The organism is Modestobacter sp. VKM Ac-2982, from assembly GCF_026967935.1.
GTDB lineage: Bacteria > Actinomycetota > Actinomycetes > Mycobacteriales > Geodermatophilaceae > Modestobacter.
Genome location: NZ_JAPVBL010000003.1, coordinates 264,546 through 281,867, shown reverse-complemented (window position 1 = coordinate 281,867; position 17,322 = coordinate 264,546). Strand labels below are relative to the sequence as shown.

Here is a 17,322-nt window from a genome sequence, read left to right as displayed (position 1 = left end):
ACCTAGGCTCTGCCGCGTGACCGAGGCCCCCGCCCGCCCGCAGCGGGTGGCGGCGATCGACGTCGCGCGGGCCGTGGCGATCATCGGGGTGGCGGCCAACCACTCGATCGACGGCCTGCTCAACGCCGGCCTGATCCCCACCGACCACCCGCTCGAGGTGGCCAACTCCGCGCTCTACCTGTTCCGGATGCCGGCCCTGGCGTTTCTGCTCGGGCTGTTCGTGCCCCGGGCGGTGGCCAGGCGCGGGGCGGCCGGCTACGTCCGCGAGCGGGCCACGCTGATGCTCTGGCTCTACCTGCTCTGGTACCTGGTGCAGAGCGTCGCCGAGCTGGCGACCAACGACGTCAAGAACGTGCCGCGGGAGCCCGGGGCGGTCTGGCGGGTGTGGGAGCCGTTCGCGCACCTGTGGTTCCTGCCGTTCCTGATCCTGACGGCGGTGGTGCTGGCGGTGCTGCGGCCGTGGCAGGACCCGGCCCGCCGGCTGCTGGGCGGGGGTGCGCTGGCGCTGGTGTGCCTGCTCACCTGGGGCTGGAACCCGACCCTGTTCGGGCTGACCGGGCTCTCGCTGCTGGTGTTCGCGGCGGCCGGGTCCGTCGTCGGGCTGGCCCGGCTGGGCACCTGGATGCAGGGCCCGCTCTGGGCCTGGACGGCGGCCGGGCTGCTCGGCGCCGCCTCGCTCGGGGTGCTGCTGCAGGCCGACGTCGTCCCGTCGACGCTGCCGGCCGAGGTCGGCCTGGCCGAGCGGGCGCTGAGCCTGGGCGCCGCGGTCGCCGGCACGATCGCGCTGCTCGCCGTCTCGGTGCTGCTGACCCGGGTGCCTCCGCTGCGCGACCTGCTGGCCGCGATCGGCCGCCGCACCCTGCCGATCTACCTGGCCCACGTGCTGGTCGTCGCCGGGGTGCGGGTCGTGCTCGTGCGACTCGGGGTCGACCAGCCGTACGTCATCGCCACGCTGGCGGTCCTCGCCGGCGTCGGCATCCCGTTCGCCGTCGCGACGTTCACGGCCGACCGCCCGTGGGCGAACTGGCTGTTCGACCTGCCGCCGCCCCTGAGCACGTGGGCGCAGGCAGCACCGCTACCAAGGACCGCGGCGCCCAGCCGCGTCGCTCAATCGCCGGCGCGCCACCGGGTGCCCGCTCGTCCCATCCCCGCGACGGGCACCACCGAGCCCTGATTACTGGGCCGTGGCACAGGGGCGGCCTCTGCCTGTCGCAGCGCTACAGGACGCGATCGCGGACGGCGCCATCGAGGTCGGGCGGGCACCACCCTCTCCTACGCGCCGAGCCCCCTACCTGCGCGGCATCAAGGCAGCTGGCGGCGAGTTCACGACACCGCCGCCGCGCTGCCGGGGTCGGGGTCACCGATTACGCCTACAAGCAACTGGCCAGCGGCTTGGCGCCCAAATGAACGCCGCCGAAGAGTTGCTCGGCTAAGAACTTCGCCATGGACGACACGGCATCCCGGCGGACCCCATCACCGCGCACTACAACGAGGGCCTAATACCGCACTTTCCACCGCTCAGTCCGCTGGTGCAGCAATCGGTAGGCCAGCACAGCCAGGGCGATACCCAACGGACCGGCCCACCAGGCCACCTCGATGATGGGCCGGTCCGTCGCCCACGCCGCCAGCTGCAGCACCGGGTAGTGCCAGAGGTAGAGCTCGTAGGAGACCACCCCGGTGGCCACCAGCGGTTTCCACGTGAGCAGTGCACCCCCACCCCGTCGAGAGACGGTGGCGACCACGGCAACTGATCCGATGGCGGTGAGCAGGTAGGAGAGGGAGGCGATGACGCCCAGGGTCTGGACGGTGCTGCAGAGCACCGCAACCCCGATCAACGCCAGTCCGCCCGTGCCCCACCAACGGGGCGGCACCCACTCCGGGCGGTTTCGCATCACCACAGCCAGGGCGGCACCGACTGCTAGCGCCCCTGCGCGCAGGTAGGCCCCCGAGTCAACGCCGACCCCGGAGAGCCCGATCTTCGCCAGCAGCAGGAGCATCCCGCCCGCGGCGCAGAGGCCGGCCAGCGTCCGCCATCCCCACCGGCGGCCGAGGGTGAGCAGCAGCACAGCCGGCCACAGGAGGTAGAAGTACTCCTCCAGACCCAGAGTCCAGGTGTGATACCAAGCGCCCTCGTTGTCGCCGTCCAGCAGCTGCGCGACCGGGGTCAGGTAGAGCCCGGCCGCCACGCTCTCCCGGACGAAGGCGCTCACGGACGGAGCGAGCAGGAGCCCGGGGACCGCCAGAGCCGCGAGTGCGAGCAGCAGCGGCGGCCAGAGTCGGATCGCCCGCCGGATGTAGAAGCGCCGCAGCCGGATCGTCGACCGCTTCGACCACTCGCCGAGCAGGATCGTCGTGATCAGGAACCCGGACAGGACGAAGAAGACGTCGACGCCGATGTTGCCGCCAAAGTCATACGGCCGGACGAAGTGGTGCACCAGCACGAGCCCGACCGCGATGCCCCTTAGGCCGTCCAACCCCGGCAGATAGGGCAGCGGCGAGACTGGCCGCGGCGGATCGCCGAGGACCTCCGGTTGCCTGCTCCCCGCTACGTCTTCGAACTCGCTGCTCAGGCCCCGTGTCACGCCGCGCACCGTATCTACTTACGGACCGGAGCGGTACAGAAGTCGGCTCACCATGCCCCCAAGCGACTACGCTCCCTTGGCCTTTGTCGGCGCCCCGTGCTCCGGCGCAGAGGGGTGGCCCGCGCCACGCTGAACAAGAGTCAGACCCGCTGGGACGACTTCCTGGTGGTCAGCTAGCTCGCCGAGAAGGGCGCCGTTAGTGAGTCAGAGAAACGTCCAGTGGACAGTTGCAGCTGCCCCGTGCAACCGTCAGGCAGCGATGCGCCGGAACCTCTTCGTCCTTTTCCTGCTCCTGACCTTGCCGGCCTGCACCGCGGGGCCGCCTGCACCAGAGGACTACCGCTACCTGCGCGGCGTCAATGCAGCCGGCGGCGAATTCAACGACGCTCCCGACGCCCTGCCCGGGGCATCGAATCAGCACTACGCCTACAACCAAGCCGAGCTCTACGAGTACCTGTACGACCGCGGACACCGCGTGGTCCGCATACCTTTCCGGTGGGAGCGGCTCCAGCACTCGTTCGGCGAAGACCTCGACCCGACCGGCTTGGCCGAACTCGAGGCGACGGTGGACGCCGCTGCCGACGCTGGGCTCTTCGTGCTACTCGACATGCACAACTACGGCAAGTTCGTGCGAGAGGTCGACGACGAGGAGGTGAAGCTGGGCGATGGCGTCACGACCTCCGACTTCGCCGACGCTTGGACGCGCATCGTCCACGCCTTTAAGGACCAGCCCGCCGTCATCGGCTGGGGCTTGATGAACGAGCCGATCCACCTTCCGGACGGACCTGTGCCCACCTGGAAGGTGTTCTCGCAGGCGGCTGTCGATGCGATCCGTGATGCTGGGAATACCCGAGACATCTACGTGAGTGGCAACGCCTGGGGCGGGGCCCAGGAATGGCCTTCGAAGAACGGCGACCCCTGGATCACCGATCCTGCCGACAGCATCGTCTACGAGGCTCACTACTACCTTGCGGCCAACAACGCTGGCGCCTACCCGGACGCCTTAGCCGACGTCGACGCCGACGCCGTCGATCGGGGCTGGGACGGGCTGCGCCACCGGGTCACCGACGAGATCACCGACTTCACCGACTGGTGTGGCGAGCACGACGTCGAGTGCTTCATCGGCGAGATGGGCTGGCCCTACGACGAAGCCGACGCCGAGGAGTGGAACAGGCTTGGGGACGTCATCTACGACATCCTCGACGCCGCCGAGATCGGCGCCACCTACTGGGCCGCCGGCACTCGCTGGAATCCCGACTACCGGCTCCAGGCCTACTCCTATGACGACAGCAAGACCCAGTTCTCACCGAACCCGCAGACTGTCGTGATCGAGAGCCACCCCAGCCAGCTGCTAGCCGACTAGGAGCCGTGCGCCGGGGTCCCTGCTCAGCATCCGGACGTTGCGTAGCTATGAGGCCGCATCCGACTGGCGACGAACGCTGACGACAGCCCTGCGGACTCAGCGAGTATCAAGTTTAAGCCATCGCCCACCGTGTCGATAACGCACGATCCTCCATGCGTGACAGAGGATTGACGCTCTATCAACGGTCGGAGAACTCGTGCGTCGCGCTGTACTCGCCCTAGCCTGCCTCCTCGCCCTGACATCTTGCAGCGGGAACATCGACCAGAGAGCAGTAGAGCGGGACGAAACTCCCACTGCTACTCGAACACCTGCAACCGGCACGAATCCTGACGAATACGGCGATTCCCCCCTACCCCTTCTGGCGCCACCCTCCTCAGGCGCACCACGCAAACCGGAAGCACCACGCACCTCAGGCGTGCCGGGCGTGTCGGGTCCACAGGGGCAGCTAGATGCGTACTCCGCAAAGGACAGGCCCACCGCCGTAAGACCCGAGAAAGACCAGAACGGCAACTCGGCCTCCGGTCAGGCAAACGGCACTGCGGCAACTGCGCCGACTGCACAACCGCCAACGATCAGTGAGCCAGAGGCGCTCGAGTCCGATGCCGACCTGGCGATGGACTACGCATTCCGCCGCGGCGTAAATGCGGCGGGAGGCGAATTCAACGACTCCCCGAGCGCCCTGCCTGGGCGCCAGAACACCCATTACGCATACAACCAGCGGCGGATGTACAGCTACTTGAGCGCACATAACCACGAGATCGTTCGCATCCCCTTCCGCTGGGAGCGGATTCAGCACTCATTTGGGCAGCCGCTGGATCCCATCGGTTTGATGGAACTTCAAGAGACTGTCGAGGCCGCCACCAGCGAAGGACTGTCCGTTATCTTGGACATGCACAACTATGGCACCTTTGTTCGCACGGAAGATGACGTTGAGGTCACGCTGGGGTCAGGCATCAGCATCGCTGCCTTCGCCGACGCATGGAGACGACTGGTTCACGCATTTGAAAACCAACCTGGCATTGTTGGCTGGGGTCTGATGAACGAGCCCCATGACCTGAAGGAGTTGGGCCCCGGCGGGACATGGCAAGTGTTCTCGCAGAAGGCCGTCGACGCCATCCGCGCCGCTGGTGACACGAGGGACATCTACGTCAGCGGGGACCAGTGGGGCGGTGCACAGAGCTGGCAACACAAGAACGGCGCCCCTTGGATCACGGACCCCGCTGGCAGCATCGTCTACGAGGCACACTATTACCTGTCCGAGAACAATGCAGGCGCCTACCCCAACGACTTCTCAACAGTAGAGTCGGAGGCAATGGCGCGCGGATGGACAGACCTTCACGACCGAGTGACCGACGAGTTGTCCGACTTCACAGACTGGGCTTCTGCACACAACGTCCGAGGTTTCATCGGAGAGATTGGTTGGCCCCACGACGCAACAGATGCCGACAGGTGGAACGTGCTTGGCGACGCGCTGTACAGCATGCTGGATGATGCGGGGATCGGAGCGACGTACTGGGCCACCGGAACGCGTTGGAACCCCGCGTATCGATTGCAGCCCTACAGTTACGACCCAACCGACGGATCATTCACTCCAAATGCACAGGCGACCGTGATCGAGGCACATCCGTCGCGGCCAGCTTCATGAGATGGAAGATCCCCGAGGTTTCCCTCGCTAGACCAGCAAAGCCGCATGGTTGGCCGCGAAGCAAGTTGCAGGACGGGAGGAAGATGCTGAAACGACATGCCCTGCAAAGCGAACCGCCACCGGACTTCGAATCGGCCACTTGCGCTCATACGAGTTCTCGTCGCCGGATCATCTGGCGCGTGACGTGAACGGTCAGCCGGCGCGGCGGCCGAGGGCGCGGTAGGTCCAGCCGGCGGCGACCCAGCGGTCGCGGTCCAGGGCGTTGCGGCCGTCGAGCATCCGCTTCTGCCCGACGATCTTGCCGAAGGAGACGGGGTCCAGGTCACGGTACTGCTGCCACTCGGTGAGCACCAGGACCGCGTCGGCGCGGTCGGCGGCCTCTTCGGGGGTGTCCACGGCGTCCAGCTGGGGCCAGCTGCGGCGGATGTTGTCCCCGGCCGCCGGGTCGGTCACCCGTACCGCCGCACCCTGCAGCTGCAGCTGGGCGGCGACGTTGAGCGCCGGGGAATCGCGGATGTCGTCGCTGTTGGGCTTGAACGCCGCTCCGAGCACGGCGACCCGCTTGCCGACCAGCGACCCGTCGCAGACCTCGCGGGCCAGCTCCACCATCCGGATCCGCCGGCGCATGTTGATGTTGTCCACCTCGCGCAGGAACGTCAGCGCCTGATCCGCGCCGAGTTCCCCGGCGCGGGCCATGAACGCCCGGATGTCCTTGGGCAGACACCCACCACCGAAGCCCAGGCCGGCGTTGAGGAACTTGCGGCCGATCCGGTCGTCGTGCCCGATCGCATCGGCCAGCTGCTTCACGTCCGCGCCGGTGGCCTCGCACAGCTCGGCCATCGCGTTGATGAAGGAGATCTTCGTGGCCAGGAACGAGTTCGCCGCCGTCTTCACCATCTCCGCCGTCGCGTAGTCGGTGACCACCTGCGGGGTCCCCGCCGCCACGATCGAGGCATACACCTCATCCAGCATCGCCCGCGCCGTCTCACCGTCGGCGCCGGCCGGCAGGCCGTAGACCAGGCGGTCCGGGTGCAGCGTGTCCTGCACCGCGAAGCCCTCCCGCAGGAACTCCGGGTTCCACGCCAGCATTGCCCCCGGCACCTTGTCGGCCACCAGCTCCGCCAGCCGAGCCGCCGTGCCCACCGGCACCGTCGACTTCCCGGCCACGAGGTCACCCGGCTTGAGCGCCGTCAACAGACCCTCGACGGCCGACTCGACGAAGCGCAGGTCGGCGGCGTACTCGCCGCGCTTCTGCGGGGTGCCCACGCAGACGAAGTGGATGACGGCGTCGGCGGCGTCAGCCATGTCGGTGCTGAACCGCAGCCGCCCGGAGGCCAGGGAGGTGCCGAGCAGCTCCTCAAAGCCGGGCTCGTAGAACGGCGCCTTGGCCCGCTGCAGTGCGTCGATCTTCGGCTGGTCGACGTCGATGCCGACGACGTCGTGCCCCAGCTCGGCCATCGAGGCCGCGTGCACCGCGCCCAGGTAGCCGCAACCGATGACCGAGATCTTCATGCGCGTGCCACTCCCCTACCGGCGGACACCCGACGCGCCCAGCTCCCGCGAACCGTAGACAACGGACGCGGCCGGGCGCCAGCCGTCGTCACCCAGAGCGGCGGCCCCGTCGCCCGATGGGACGAACGTCACCGCCAACACGCGTCATTTGAGGTCGTCCCTCCCTCGGATGACGTCGCCGTCCGTGGCCGCTTCTCCGCGGCCGCCCGCAGCTAGGGTCCGACGGAGTGACAGGGAGGCGGTGGGCATGAGCGACCGAACACAGGACGACGGTCCCGCTGCAGGCGGCGGTGCCGCAGAGGCGGGCGAGACCAACTCCCGGCCTCGATGGGTGCGGCGCATGCTGATCAGTCTCGGCGCGCTGGCCCTGGTGCTGGCCCTGGTCGTCGGCGTTGGCCTGTGGTTCGTCGGCAACCGGTATGGCGGCAACATCGAGCGGGTCGGCAACGTCTTCGCCGAGCTCGAGGAGGACTCCCGCCCCGCCCCCGCCTCGCCGGTCGACCAGCCCGCGGCGACCGCCGACCCGTTCACGTTCCTGCTGGTGGGCTCGGACACCCGCGCCGAGGTCGGGCCGGGCGAGCTGCCCGACGCCCGCTCCGACGCGATCATGCTGGCGCGATTCGCCGGCGACCGGGAGCACGCCCAGGTCATCTCCATCCCCCGCGACTCCTGGGTCGACATCCCCGGGTACGGCAAGAGCAAGATCAACGCCGCCTACGCGCTTGGCGGCCCAACGCTGCTCATCCAGACGATCGAACAGCTGACCGGCGTCCGGATCGACCACTACGCGGCGATCGACTTCGCCGGACTGATCCAGGTGACCGACGACCTCGGCGGCGTCGACGTCGTGGTGTCGGAGACGACGAGCAACGGGCCGTACACCTTCACCGAGGGGCTCAACCACCTCGACGGCGATCAGGCCCGCTGGTACGTCGGCCAGCGCTACGACCTCCCCGGCGGCGACTTCGACCGGGTGAAGCGGCAGCAGAACTACCTGCGGGCGATGTTCACCAAGCTGTTCAGCCAGGAGGTCTTCACCTCCCCCGGGAAGCTCGACTCGACGCTGCGCTCGGTCACGAACGCGGTGGCCGTCGACGACGCTCTCGGCAACGGTGACCTGCTGTCGCTGGCCTACTCGCTGCGCGGCCTCACCCCGGCTGACGTCGAGTTCTTCACCGCTCCGGTGCTGGGTCTCGGCACCGAGGGCGCGGCCAGCGTCGTATATCTGGACCAGACTGCCGGTGAACGCATGTGGGGCTACCTGCACACCGACTCACTGGGGCAGAACGCAGACGAGTTCAGCGACGAGGCCCTACCTGACGTCCCCCGGTAGACATACAGCCCCAGAGGCTAGACAGGGGAGACAGAGCCAATGCCGGCGATGGGAACGCAGAAACCTGGCGTGACGGTGCACTCAGTCGCTCCACTTCGGCCGTCATATGAAGGAGGATGTACGCGCGCTCCGCATGAGTTGCATCATCCTGGTCGCCACCACCTATCGGTAGCCCCCGGGCCGACGCGACGGATTGGTCCGACCGGCTCACACCCCACAAGTTGGGGGACGAGCGATCATGAGAACGTCAGCGATGGGAATGGGCTGAAAGTGGTCGACGAACCGACGAACACCCGCGCGGTCGGCAGGAGCACAAAGCTCGACATGGCGGGAGTCGACGCCTCAACGACTCAAGCCACCAGACGCCAGCCCGAGTCCCCCACTGACGGCGAGGCGAGTGTTGTGACATCGCATGACACAGACCCCTCTCCGCCATCGGTCACCGACCCGGTGAGTGAAACGGGCGAGGTCCGCACCTCAGGGCCAGCCAGCCCGGGCCCCACCCGTGAAGTCGACCGTGACGACAATGCGCCCGACGATGGAGCCGCAGAGTCCTTGGTCCCCATCAGCGGCACACGCCGCGTGAAGGACCGTGACGGCGCGAGCCGGTCGAGGCACAGAGCCGGCGATCTGCCCACGAAGACCAAGATGCAGTTCGCCGCGAGCATCGCTGCTCTCGTCGTGATCCCCACAGCAGTCGCCTATGCGACCGCGACCGCGCTGCCCGACGTTCATGAAGCTCGCGCTGAGGTCCTGGTGACCAGCCAGGCAGGCGGGACCGTCACTGAACAGACCCTGGCAACCCAGGTGACACTGCTGACCAGCAGTTCAGTGCTCGGTCCAGTCGCCCGCGCCCTGGACATGGACACCTCGTCCCTGACCGACTCGGTCTCGGTGGAACGAGTCAATGACAGTCAGGTCCTTGGGCTGTCGGTGACAGCCGAGGACGCGGATCGCGCAGTTGACGTTACGACAGCGATTGTGACCAGCTACTTGGCGGTTGCCGACACCACGGCTGAGTCTCCCGAGGACATCGACTTCCTTCGCTCGAGACTCCAAGAGCTGAACGCCACGCTCGCGGACTTAGACGCGCGGATTGCAGCGGGAGGAACCGTCGGACTCACATCCCAGCGTGAGATCCTGATCTCCCAGATTGGCGACCTGCAGATGCAGTTGACCACCGCAGAGATCGGGGAGTTGCAGAGTTCTGCGCCCGCAGAGGTCATCACGGAGCCCTACGCGCTCCCCGAGCCCGTCAGCCCGCAACCCGCGCGTGCCGCGGTGGGAGGCTTCGTCGGAGGTGCCCTACTGGCGGCCCTGGCGACCGCCTTCTTTGTACGACGAACCCGCGAAGATGCTGGAGCGTAAGGTCATCAGCCCGGCAAGTGGGCTACTTGCCCTCACGTCCGCGACCGCGATTGGTGTCTGCGGCGCTCTGTCTCCTCCATTCGCGCCTGCCGCCGTGGCGTTCGTGTGCCTCATGTGGCTCGTCACCCGGCAAGTCCAGACAGCGGCATATGTGTATGCGGTGCTGACGCCCTTGATCGTCGGCCTCGACCGGGGAGCTCTTCTACCTGGTATACGCCTCAACGAGGCTCTGCTTGCCGCACTGTGGGTTGCCCTCATCATTCGGTTGACGACCGACTGGCTGCGGGACCGAGGGAGCATCCCAAGATTTGAGTCCGTCGACTATGCCGTTGCTGCTCTCGTGCTCTTCAGTTCAGCAGTCCCTTTGGCATGGATGTACGCGCGCGGGCGGAGCATCAGCGGAGACGACTTCGTATTCGCCTTGACCCTCTTCAAGTTCGCAGCCATATACGCCCTTTTTCGCATTACAGTCAGAAACGCCCGACAGGTCAGCATCGTGTTGCGGTTGACCTTGGGCTCTTGCGCGGTTGTAGGAGTTATTGGCCTCCTTCAGGCGGCAGGCGTTCCGGCGACCCGACTCCTCCTCCAGTACTACGCAGCAGAGGGCGACGCCCACAAGCTCGACATCCTGCATGCCTCTTCGACCATCGGGTCACCCATCGCCTTTGCTGACGTCATGAGCATCTGCGCGGCCCTGACCGTAGCGCTTGCCTTCTCACAGCCTCGACAACGCTCTCTCTACTCGGCCGGCGCAGCTCTCTTTGCTGTATCCACCATCGCGTCAGGACAGTTCTCTGCCGTCATCGGTCTCGTGGTGATACTCCTCGTACTGGGAGCAATGCTCGGGAAATGGCGGCAGCTGCTGGGCGGACTACTGGTAACGGGCTTGGCAGCGACTCCCCTGCTGGGCCCTGTCGTTGCGGAGCGGCTGGGTGATCTCGACCCGCGAACCGGGCTCCCCGTTCAGTGGACCGGCGACGCCGGCCGATGGACGAACCTGACGGAACACGTCTGGCCATCAATCTTCACTCAGTTAAACTGGTTGACCGGCGTGCGCACGTCCGCCCGCCTTCCGTCGCCATATCCATGGCGAGAATGGATCTGGATCGAGAGCGGATACACATGGGCACTGTGGGCTGGAGGCGTCTTCCTTCTGACGGCCTGCGCCGCGTACCTGCTCCTGGCCTACCGCGCAGCAGGTCACATCGCTACCTCTCATCTCGGCCCAGTTGCAGCGCTGGGCATGGGGACAGCTGCCGGCGTGATCCAGCTGGCGGTTTTGATGATCCTTGATCCCCACCTCACCATGCGCGGGTCTGCCGACTTGTTGTTCTCCCTCGTGGCCATTTGTGTAACATTCGCCGGCTCCCAAGGCCACCCAACCGGTCATCCAGGAGCACACGCATCTCCGCGCTTCACCGCCCGTGGTTCACACGTCGAAGAGGATGGCCTACAGCGCGTATGACGAAGCGGCGGAGGCGGACGGCGAGCCACCTCGCCCTCGGTGCGCCCGTCACCGTGGACCGGGGTATGTGCATGAGCAAGGCGAGGCAGCCGTCGTGTCGAAATTGAGTGCTCTCAGGTCACACAAACTGCTCGTCACGCTTGATCACGGCCTGGCCAGCATTTCCAATGCTGTCGCGACGGCACTGGTCGCTCGAAGCACGGACGCTGACAGTCTGGGCATCTTCTCGATCGTCTTCCTCGCGTACTGGCTTTGCCTGGGGCTGACCCGCGCCTACGTGCAGGAACCCCTGCTCTTGTTCTCCTCAGCACCACAACAGAAGTCCACCGGCCACCACAGCGAATATCACGAGCGGGCTGCTGGGGCGGCTTTGACTCTAGGACTCGCCTTTGGGGCACTTTTCGTTATCGCTGGACTTCTCATCCCCCGGTTTGCACCAGCCCTGATCCCGACCGGAGCGTTGCTCCCCCTCTTGCTCCTCCAAGACCTGGGTCGCTATGACAGGTTCGCGAGGTCGAGAGCCGGCGGTGCAGTCGCCTCGGATGCACTGTGGCTTGTCCTACTGCTGGCCTCCGCGCCTTTCATCGACTCGCTCTGGGTCGCGACTTGGTGTTGGGCTGGCGCCGGAGCCATCTCGACCTTGGCTTTCGGCCCTGGCCTCCTGCTCCGGGGCGCCCGACAAGTGGGAAGGGTGTCCTGGTACCGGGAGCACGCTCCTAGCGGTGGCTTCTTGTCCCTGGAGTTTCTCAGCCTTCAGGCGATCGGCCAGACTTCCCTGTGGATCATCGCCGGGATCGGCTCGCTGGCCACTGCAGGCGTCTACCGCACCGGGCAGGTCCTGCTGGCTCCGGTGCGCCTGCTGACGTCTTCGCTCACCGTGGCGCTCTTGCCGGAACTCTCTCGCGCACGCCCCGACGTCCTGCGCGCACAGGCCCTCCGATACACCGCCCTGAGCGTGGCCGTGGCCGTCGCCTGCGCCGCCAGCCTGCTCCTGGTGCCGGATTCCGTGGGCGAGGCAGCCTTCGGACAGGTGTGGGCAGACGCCAAGCAGATTGCCCTGATCCTGCTGATCTCGTCAGCGCCAGCGTCCTTCACCCAGTCGCGGGTCTTGATCCTCAAGAGCATCCGGAGCTTCAAGAGCTCCTTCGCCACGCGACTGGCGCTTGTCCCAGTGGCCATTGGTTGCCTGGTCGCCGGGCTCCTCCTCGCCGGCGGCGTCGGAGCCGCCGCAGGCGCCGTGGTCTATGAGACGGTGGCCGCGTTCGTGTGGGCGCGAGTCACCTCTCGTGCCCTCGAACGCGCCCCACATGCGTTCGCTGAGGAAGGCGACGTGACCTCATCAGCCGTGAGCGCGGCTTCAGCCGAGGAGGGCCTGTAGGCGCACACCTACCGTGGCAGCAGCCTGATCCCATGTGTGCGTTGCTGCTCGGGCTCGTCGAGCGGCCTGCATCTCGGCACGATGCTCTGTGGCGGTCACCAGTGCATCCGCCCATTCCCGCGCGTCTGCTCCGTGATGCAAGAGGGTGCCGTATCCCACGGCGAACTCGTGGACGGCAACGGCGGAATAGACCACAGGGGTACCTGTTGCCATGGCCTCCAGGGCCGGCAACCCGAAGCCCTCGTAGGCGGACGGGAACGCGACCGCCGCCGCTCCTGCGTACAGCCCCGCCAACTCCTGGTCGCTGCAGTTCTGGCGGTAGGTGACAGTCTCTGCCGGGTCGTCCACGAGACGACGGGCCTCGTCGACGTTCAGCCCCACACAGACCAGCCCCAGCCCATCCGGCAGGTGGCGCGCCGCCTCGAGGGCGAGGGCAACGCGCTTGTGCGGCTTCGCGTTGCCCACGACGAGGACGTACGGATCAGGCGCAGGCCTCAGCGGGACGTCCAAGAACACCTGGCTGATCCCGGGACGAGCGATCACCAACCGATCCTCGTCGATCCCGGACCACTCCGTGATCCGCCGTGCACTGAACTCGGAATCCGTGAACGTCACAGGGCTGCGACGGACCACCGGGCGGACCACCTTTTGGTAGTACAGAGCCTTCGCCCGCGAGGACTCCGCCTCGACATCGAGGTGGATGAGGTCATGAATGGTCAAGGACTGCCGGGCTGTGAAGCCGACCCCGGCGTTGAACCCGGGGTTGTAGAAGTGTGCACTCCGGTCCCTGGCGAGGAGGGAGGAGAGGTAGACCGGGTCCAGCGGAGCGCCTGGACCCAAGTGGGCTGCCACCTGGACAGTGCTCATGCCGAGCCGCGGGACCATCTCGCGCGCGTAGCGAGCGATGCCGAAGTCACCTCTCCAGCGCGATTCGACCAGGAGGTGCTTCACGGCTGGACAACATCGCGGGCTGGGGACTGCAACGACCCGGGAGCGCCAGCAGCCAGACCGGATCGCTTCTTCACGCCGACGATGTACTCGTAGAAGGCGGACAGGATCGCCATGTCCAGGCCCAGTCGTCCGTCACGAAAGCCCTGCTTGGCCACGTACTGGTACAGGAACTTCGTCAGCGGCTTGAACGGCGTACGCAGCCACAACTCACGTTTGGCTGCCACTGCTTCGGTCGAGGCATTGGCACGGTTTCTCGCCAGCAGTTCCCGGGTCGTGAACTTGTTCAGCTTCGTGAGATAGTGGTCGACTGAATCGTACGTCTCATGGACGATGTCCCCAACCAGTCTACCGAGCTCCCCGTCAATGGTCAGCCGCGCATGCACCTCCCGGTCCTGATACCGCACCTTTCCGACTCGGAGAAGGCGTGCATTGAAGTCCGGGTACCAACCACCATGCCGCAGCGGGCGACCCCAGACCAGGTTCAGCCGCGACACCTCATAGGCAGCAACCGTTTCGCCCGCGTCAGCCAATTCGGCCAGTGATTGACGCAAGCGATCACTGAGGGTCTCATCGGCGTCCAGGATGAACACCCAAGGGGTCTCAACCTGCGACAGCCCGTAATTGTACTGGTCCGCCGAGTACCTGTAGGTCCGCTTGAGCACCCGACAGCCCAACTCCTCGGCAGTGGCAACGGTGCCATCTCGAGAGCCGCCGTCGATGACGAGGTGCTGCCCCAGCCCACGTGTGGAGTGGATGCACCTTGCGATCTTCTTCTCTTCATTCTGGGCGATCGTGACGAAAGTGATGCGCACGCGGTCGGAGCCACCTTCTGTTGATGCCGACTCGGGTCAGCGACTGGAGTGGGCGTGAGGAACAATGAACGAGACCATTCGACCCGCCCCGTCTGAACATTCGTCTGACGAGAGAGGCGATGTGTGCCCTCAGCCAGGCAGACCCTGAACAGCATTTCGAGCTGTCGCCGCCGCGTGGACTGCGGAATGGAGCCGATCGATGTAACGATCTTCGGAAAACTCGGCGGCCCGTGCCTTGATCGCCTCACCCGACCACACGACATCCCGGGCCCGCCCGATGGCAACAGCGATTAGCTCGGGCGTCGGCTCGTCGAAGAAGACTCCGGTCACCCCCTCGATCATGGTGTCCAAGAAGCCTCCAAAGCGGAGTGCGATGCTCGGCTTCCCGTGCACGGCAGCCTCCAGCGGCGTCAGACCGAAGTCTTCATAGCTGGCAGCAATCAATGCGTCGCAGCGCGCGTACAACCACGCCACTTCGGCGTCGCTCAGATCAGACAGCACCTGACCGCGCTGCCCCGCTGCCATTCTCAGCGACTCCGCCTCAGACCCCTTCCCCACGATGACGAGGTTGACGCCCGCAATCCGCGCAGCTTCCAGCACCTGGCGTACGTTCTTGTACGGCAACAAGCGACTGACACAGAGGTGGAATCCGCCCCTCACCAGGTGATCGGACAGTTCAGCAGGCCGCGCACGTGCGCCGCTGGCGAAGCCGCTCAGTGGCGCGGGGACAAGCGTGGACGTCTTGCCATACACATCGTAAATGCGCTGCTGTACGACCGTTGAGATGGCCAGGTAGTGATCCACCCGCTGAGCAGCGCGCTTGTCCCAGGCAATGAGCGGACGACGCAAGGCCTGGAGACCGATGCTGCGCAAGCGTGGCGGGTTCTCCCCCAGATACCGGTCATGCTGGTAGAGCCAGCGCGCCGGCGAGTAGCAGTAGGCCACGAGTGTGGCGTTCCCGGTATCAAAGCCGTGAGCCCACCCGCTGGTGCTGGCCAGCACGACATCTGCATCGATCTTCAGCCGACTCGCCGCAAACGGAAGGAGTGGCAGCGCCCTGCGGTGGTCCCGGCGCAGGAAGCCGACGTCATTGAGTCGGGAAGTACGCACACGCACGTCAGCGAACTCGCTGAAGGTGGTCGCCGGGTCGTACAGAAGCGTGTGCACTTCTGCGTCGGGGAACGCCTTCACCATCGACAGGACCACTCGCTCGGCCCCACCCCGTTGTGTCAGGTAGTCGTGAGCGATCGCGACCTTCACGTCCGACCACCGCCCCTGATGGCGCAGTCGCCTAGAGGTCGGCGCCGTCTTGGCCCGTGCATGGCGCAGGAATCACTCAACTGTGGTGCCCCCGTGGTGTCGCGGTCGACTCACATGAGCCGGCCATGCGGCGGTCGGCCCAGAGCGAAACTGATCCGTCCTCACCGCTGCGAGCCCCACTCAAGCGGCAGTGCCGTCCAGAAGCCAGAGGCCGTCCACTAGTTGAGACATTAAGGTGCTACAGATCACCAGAAAGAGGGTTTGTCCTCGCGTTCGGCATGCACACGCCAACGGTGAGTGGTCGGTCAAGGTGCGCGATGGCAGCGCATCCCCGCTGCCCCAGGGTCACGTCGTCTGGTCCACGCCGAGTTCTACCGAGCTCCACGACTAGAGATCAGAACGCAATCACGCCGGAACCGGGTGAAGCACCCGACTCCGGCGTGACTGCTACTTCTTGTTGCTGTTGTGCCTCAGCGGTAGCCGGGCGAGGTGTAGCTCTGACCCACCGAGCCGGCCGGGACGAAGTCACCCGACGACGGGCGGCCCTGCCGCACGCTGCCGGTGATCGAGCTGTCCTTCGGCCAGGTGGCGACGCCGTTGGCGACGGTCGCCGCGCACTGCTTGTGGGTCACCGAGGGCCAGACGCTCTGACCGAAGGGGCGGCCGGGCCGGGGAGAGACGTAGACGCCGTCCAGGGCCAGCGGGTAGTCGTCGTTGCAGTCGGTCCAGAGGTAGTAGCCACCCTTGCTGACCGTGCCGTCGTTCGTGCCGACGATGTTGGTGTTGCGGATCGTGCCGCGGCCGATCGGGCCGGTGTTCTCGAAGACGTGCAGACCCTGGAAGTTCGACGATCCAGTCAGCCGGTCGATGCGGTACTCGCGCAGCCCACCCCAGGGCTGGAAGACGTCGGAGTGGTTGCCGGTGCTGCCGCCGCGCAGGCCGTTGACCCGCACGTTCTGGATCTGCAGGATCGCCTTCGGCGCATTGGCGGCGATACCGTCGGTCTGCGCGCCGCTCACGGCGCCGTCGATGTTGACGCCTTCGATGTGCACGGTGCCGGTGCAGTTGCGCACGTAGATGGCCCGCTGGTCGTGGCCGTTCACCTTCGCCGAGGGCAGCGCCCGGATGCTGCCGCCGATGATGACGGCGTTGCGACAGTCCGCGATCATGATCGGGCCGACCGCCCGGTCGGTGGGCAGCTTGATCAGCACGTCACCGCCGCGACCGCTCACCGTCGTCATCGACGTCGTCGCCGTCACCTTCTTGACGGGGTAGTTGGCGTACCCGGCGGGCGGCGCCCAGCTGAGCTTGGGGCGGCTGGTCGCGGCGGCCAGCTCGAGCTGCGGCGATGCGAGGGCCACACCAGGCGCGGACGCCTGGGGCGCGGCGGCATCGGTGACGGTCGTCGTCACCGGCACGAGGCAACCGACGGCGATGGCGAGCGCCACCCAGCGGCTGCGGCCACCACCCGTGATCGCACGGCGCGTGGCCGAGGCGGAGTTTTGTGAGGAGACGAAACGGGAGCGAGGCACGCGGGGGAAGGTAGCAGTGTGATTACGTCACACCGCACTACTTGTGGAACCGAGCGGTCCGGTGATATGACGCCACTCGAGGTGACCATGCACCCACCGAACGAATCGACCTACCGCACGC

At 66.4% G+C, this 17,322-nt stretch carries 13 protein-coding genes; 7 read left to right on the top strand and 6 right to left on the bottom strand.

Annotated features, from left to right (window positions below):
* Positions 1-16 precede the first annotated feature (16 nt).
* Positions 17-1,174 (top strand): acyltransferase family protein, encoded by a 1,158-nt coding sequence (locus tag O2W20_RS11950; protein ID WP_269172401.1) that lies wholly within the window; start codon positions 17-19, stop codon positions 1,172-1,174.
* Positions 1,175-1,496: 322 nt separating this feature from the next.
* Here O2W20_RS11950 and O2W20_RS11945 read toward each other — a convergent pair whose 3' ends face one another.
* Positions 1,497-2,474: an acyltransferase family protein gene (locus O2W20_RS11945; RefSeq protein ID WP_269172402.1), complete on the bottom strand. Its 978-nt coding sequence runs from the start codon at positions 2,472-2,474 to the stop codon at positions 1,497-1,499.
* A gap of 367 nt (positions 2,475-2,841) precedes the next feature.
* Between O2W20_RS11945 and O2W20_RS11940 the strand changes: the two genes are divergently transcribed.
* The gene (locus O2W20_RS11940; protein ID WP_269172403.1) at positions 2,842-3,945 is read left to right on the top strand and encodes a glycoside hydrolase family 5 protein; all 1,104 of its coding nucleotides are present in this window, start codon (positions 2,842-2,844) and stop codon (positions 3,943-3,945) included.
* Positions 3,946-4,558: 613 nt separating this feature from the next.
* Positions 4,559-5,590 carry a glycoside hydrolase family 5 protein gene (locus O2W20_RS11935; protein WP_269172404.1) on the top strand — a complete coding sequence of 344 codons (1,032 nt, stop codon included), beginning with the start codon at positions 4,559-4,561 and terminating at the stop codon, positions 5,588-5,590.
* Between the two features lie 192 nt (positions 5,591-5,782).
* Here the strand turns inward: O2W20_RS11935 and O2W20_RS11930 are convergent, their stop codons facing one another.
* Positions 5,783-7,102, bottom strand: coding sequence for a UDP-glucose dehydrogenase family protein (locus O2W20_RS11930; RefSeq protein WP_269172405.1), 1,320 nt, complete (start codon positions 7,100-7,102; stop codon positions 5,783-5,785).
* A gap of 340 nt (positions 7,103-7,442) precedes the next feature.
* Here O2W20_RS11930 and O2W20_RS11925 point away from each other — a divergent pair, with 340 nt between their 5' ends.
* The 4 genes from O2W20_RS11925 (at position 7,443) to O2W20_RS11910 (ending at position 12,646) form a co-directional block, all read left to right on the top strand.
* Positions 7,443-8,435, top strand: a complete 993-nt coding sequence (locus tag O2W20_RS11925; protein WP_269172406.1) for an LCP family protein — start codon at positions 7,443-7,445, stop codon at positions 8,433-8,435.
* Between the two features lie 270 nt (positions 8,436-8,705).
* A complete protein-coding gene (locus O2W20_RS11920) occupies positions 8,706-9,803 on the top strand; it encodes a hypothetical protein (protein WP_269172407.1) in 1,098 nt (365 codons plus the stop codon).
* A gap of 112 nt (positions 9,804-9,915) precedes the next feature.
* Positions 9,916-11,268: a hypothetical protein gene (locus O2W20_RS11915; RefSeq protein ID WP_269172408.1), complete on the top strand. Its 1,353-nt coding sequence runs from the start codon at positions 9,916-9,918 to the stop codon at positions 11,266-11,268.
* A gap of 94 nt (positions 11,269-11,362) precedes the next feature.
* Complete coding sequence (locus tag O2W20_RS11910) at positions 11,363-12,646, top strand: hypothetical protein (RefSeq protein WP_269172409.1); 1,284 nt, start codon at positions 11,363-11,365, stop codon at positions 12,644-12,646.
* Here the strand turns inward: O2W20_RS11910 and O2W20_RS11905 are convergent.
* From O2W20_RS11905 to O2W20_RS11890, 4 genes are all read right to left on the bottom strand, one after another.
* Positions 12,626-13,597 (bottom strand): glycosyltransferase, encoded by a 972-nt coding sequence (locus O2W20_RS11905; RefSeq protein ID WP_269172410.1) that lies wholly within the window; start codon positions 13,595-13,597, stop codon positions 12,626-12,628. The two genes, O2W20_RS11910 and O2W20_RS11905, sit on opposite strands and share 21 nt — an antisense overlap.
* A complete protein-coding gene (locus tag O2W20_RS11900; RefSeq protein ID WP_269172411.1) occupies positions 13,594-14,409 on the bottom strand; it encodes a glycosyltransferase family 2 protein in 816 nt (271 codons plus the stop codon). The genes O2W20_RS11905 and O2W20_RS11900 overlap by 4 nt, the downstream gene beginning before the upstream one ends.
* Positions 14,410-14,538: 129 nt before the next feature.
* Complete coding sequence (locus O2W20_RS11895; protein WP_269172412.1) at positions 14,539-15,669, bottom strand: glycosyltransferase; 1,131 nt, start codon at positions 15,667-15,669, stop codon at positions 14,539-14,541.
* Positions 15,670-16,139: 470 nt separating this feature from the next.
* Complete coding sequence (locus O2W20_RS11890; RefSeq protein WP_269172413.1) at positions 16,140-17,201, bottom strand: hypothetical protein; 1,062 nt, start codon at positions 17,199-17,201, stop codon at positions 16,140-16,142.
* Positions 17,202-17,322: the final 121 nt, after the last annotated feature.

What these genes read in the sequence shown, in the direction of transcription:
- O2W20_RS11940 (WP_269172403.1), top strand. Translation starts at nt 2,842, where the DNA reads ATGCGCCGGAACCTCTTCGTCCTTTTCCTGCTCCTGACCTTGCCGGCC.
- O2W20_RS11935 (WP_269172404.1), top strand. Translation starts at nt 4,559, where the DNA reads ATGGACTACGCATTCCGCCGCGGCGTAAATGCGGCGGGAGGCGAATTC.
- O2W20_RS11930 (WP_269172405.1), bottom strand. Translation starts at nt 7,102, where the DNA reads ATGAAGATCTCGGTCATCGGTTGCGGCTACCTGGGCGCGGTGCACGCG.
- O2W20_RS11925 (WP_269172406.1), top strand. Translation starts at nt 7,443, where the DNA reads ATGCTGATCAGTCTCGGCGCGCTGGCCCTGGTGCTGGCCCTGGTCGTC.
- O2W20_RS11915 (WP_269172408.1), top strand. Translation starts at nt 9,916, where the DNA reads ATGTGGCTCGTCACCCGGCAAGTCCAGACAGCGGCATATGTGTATGCG.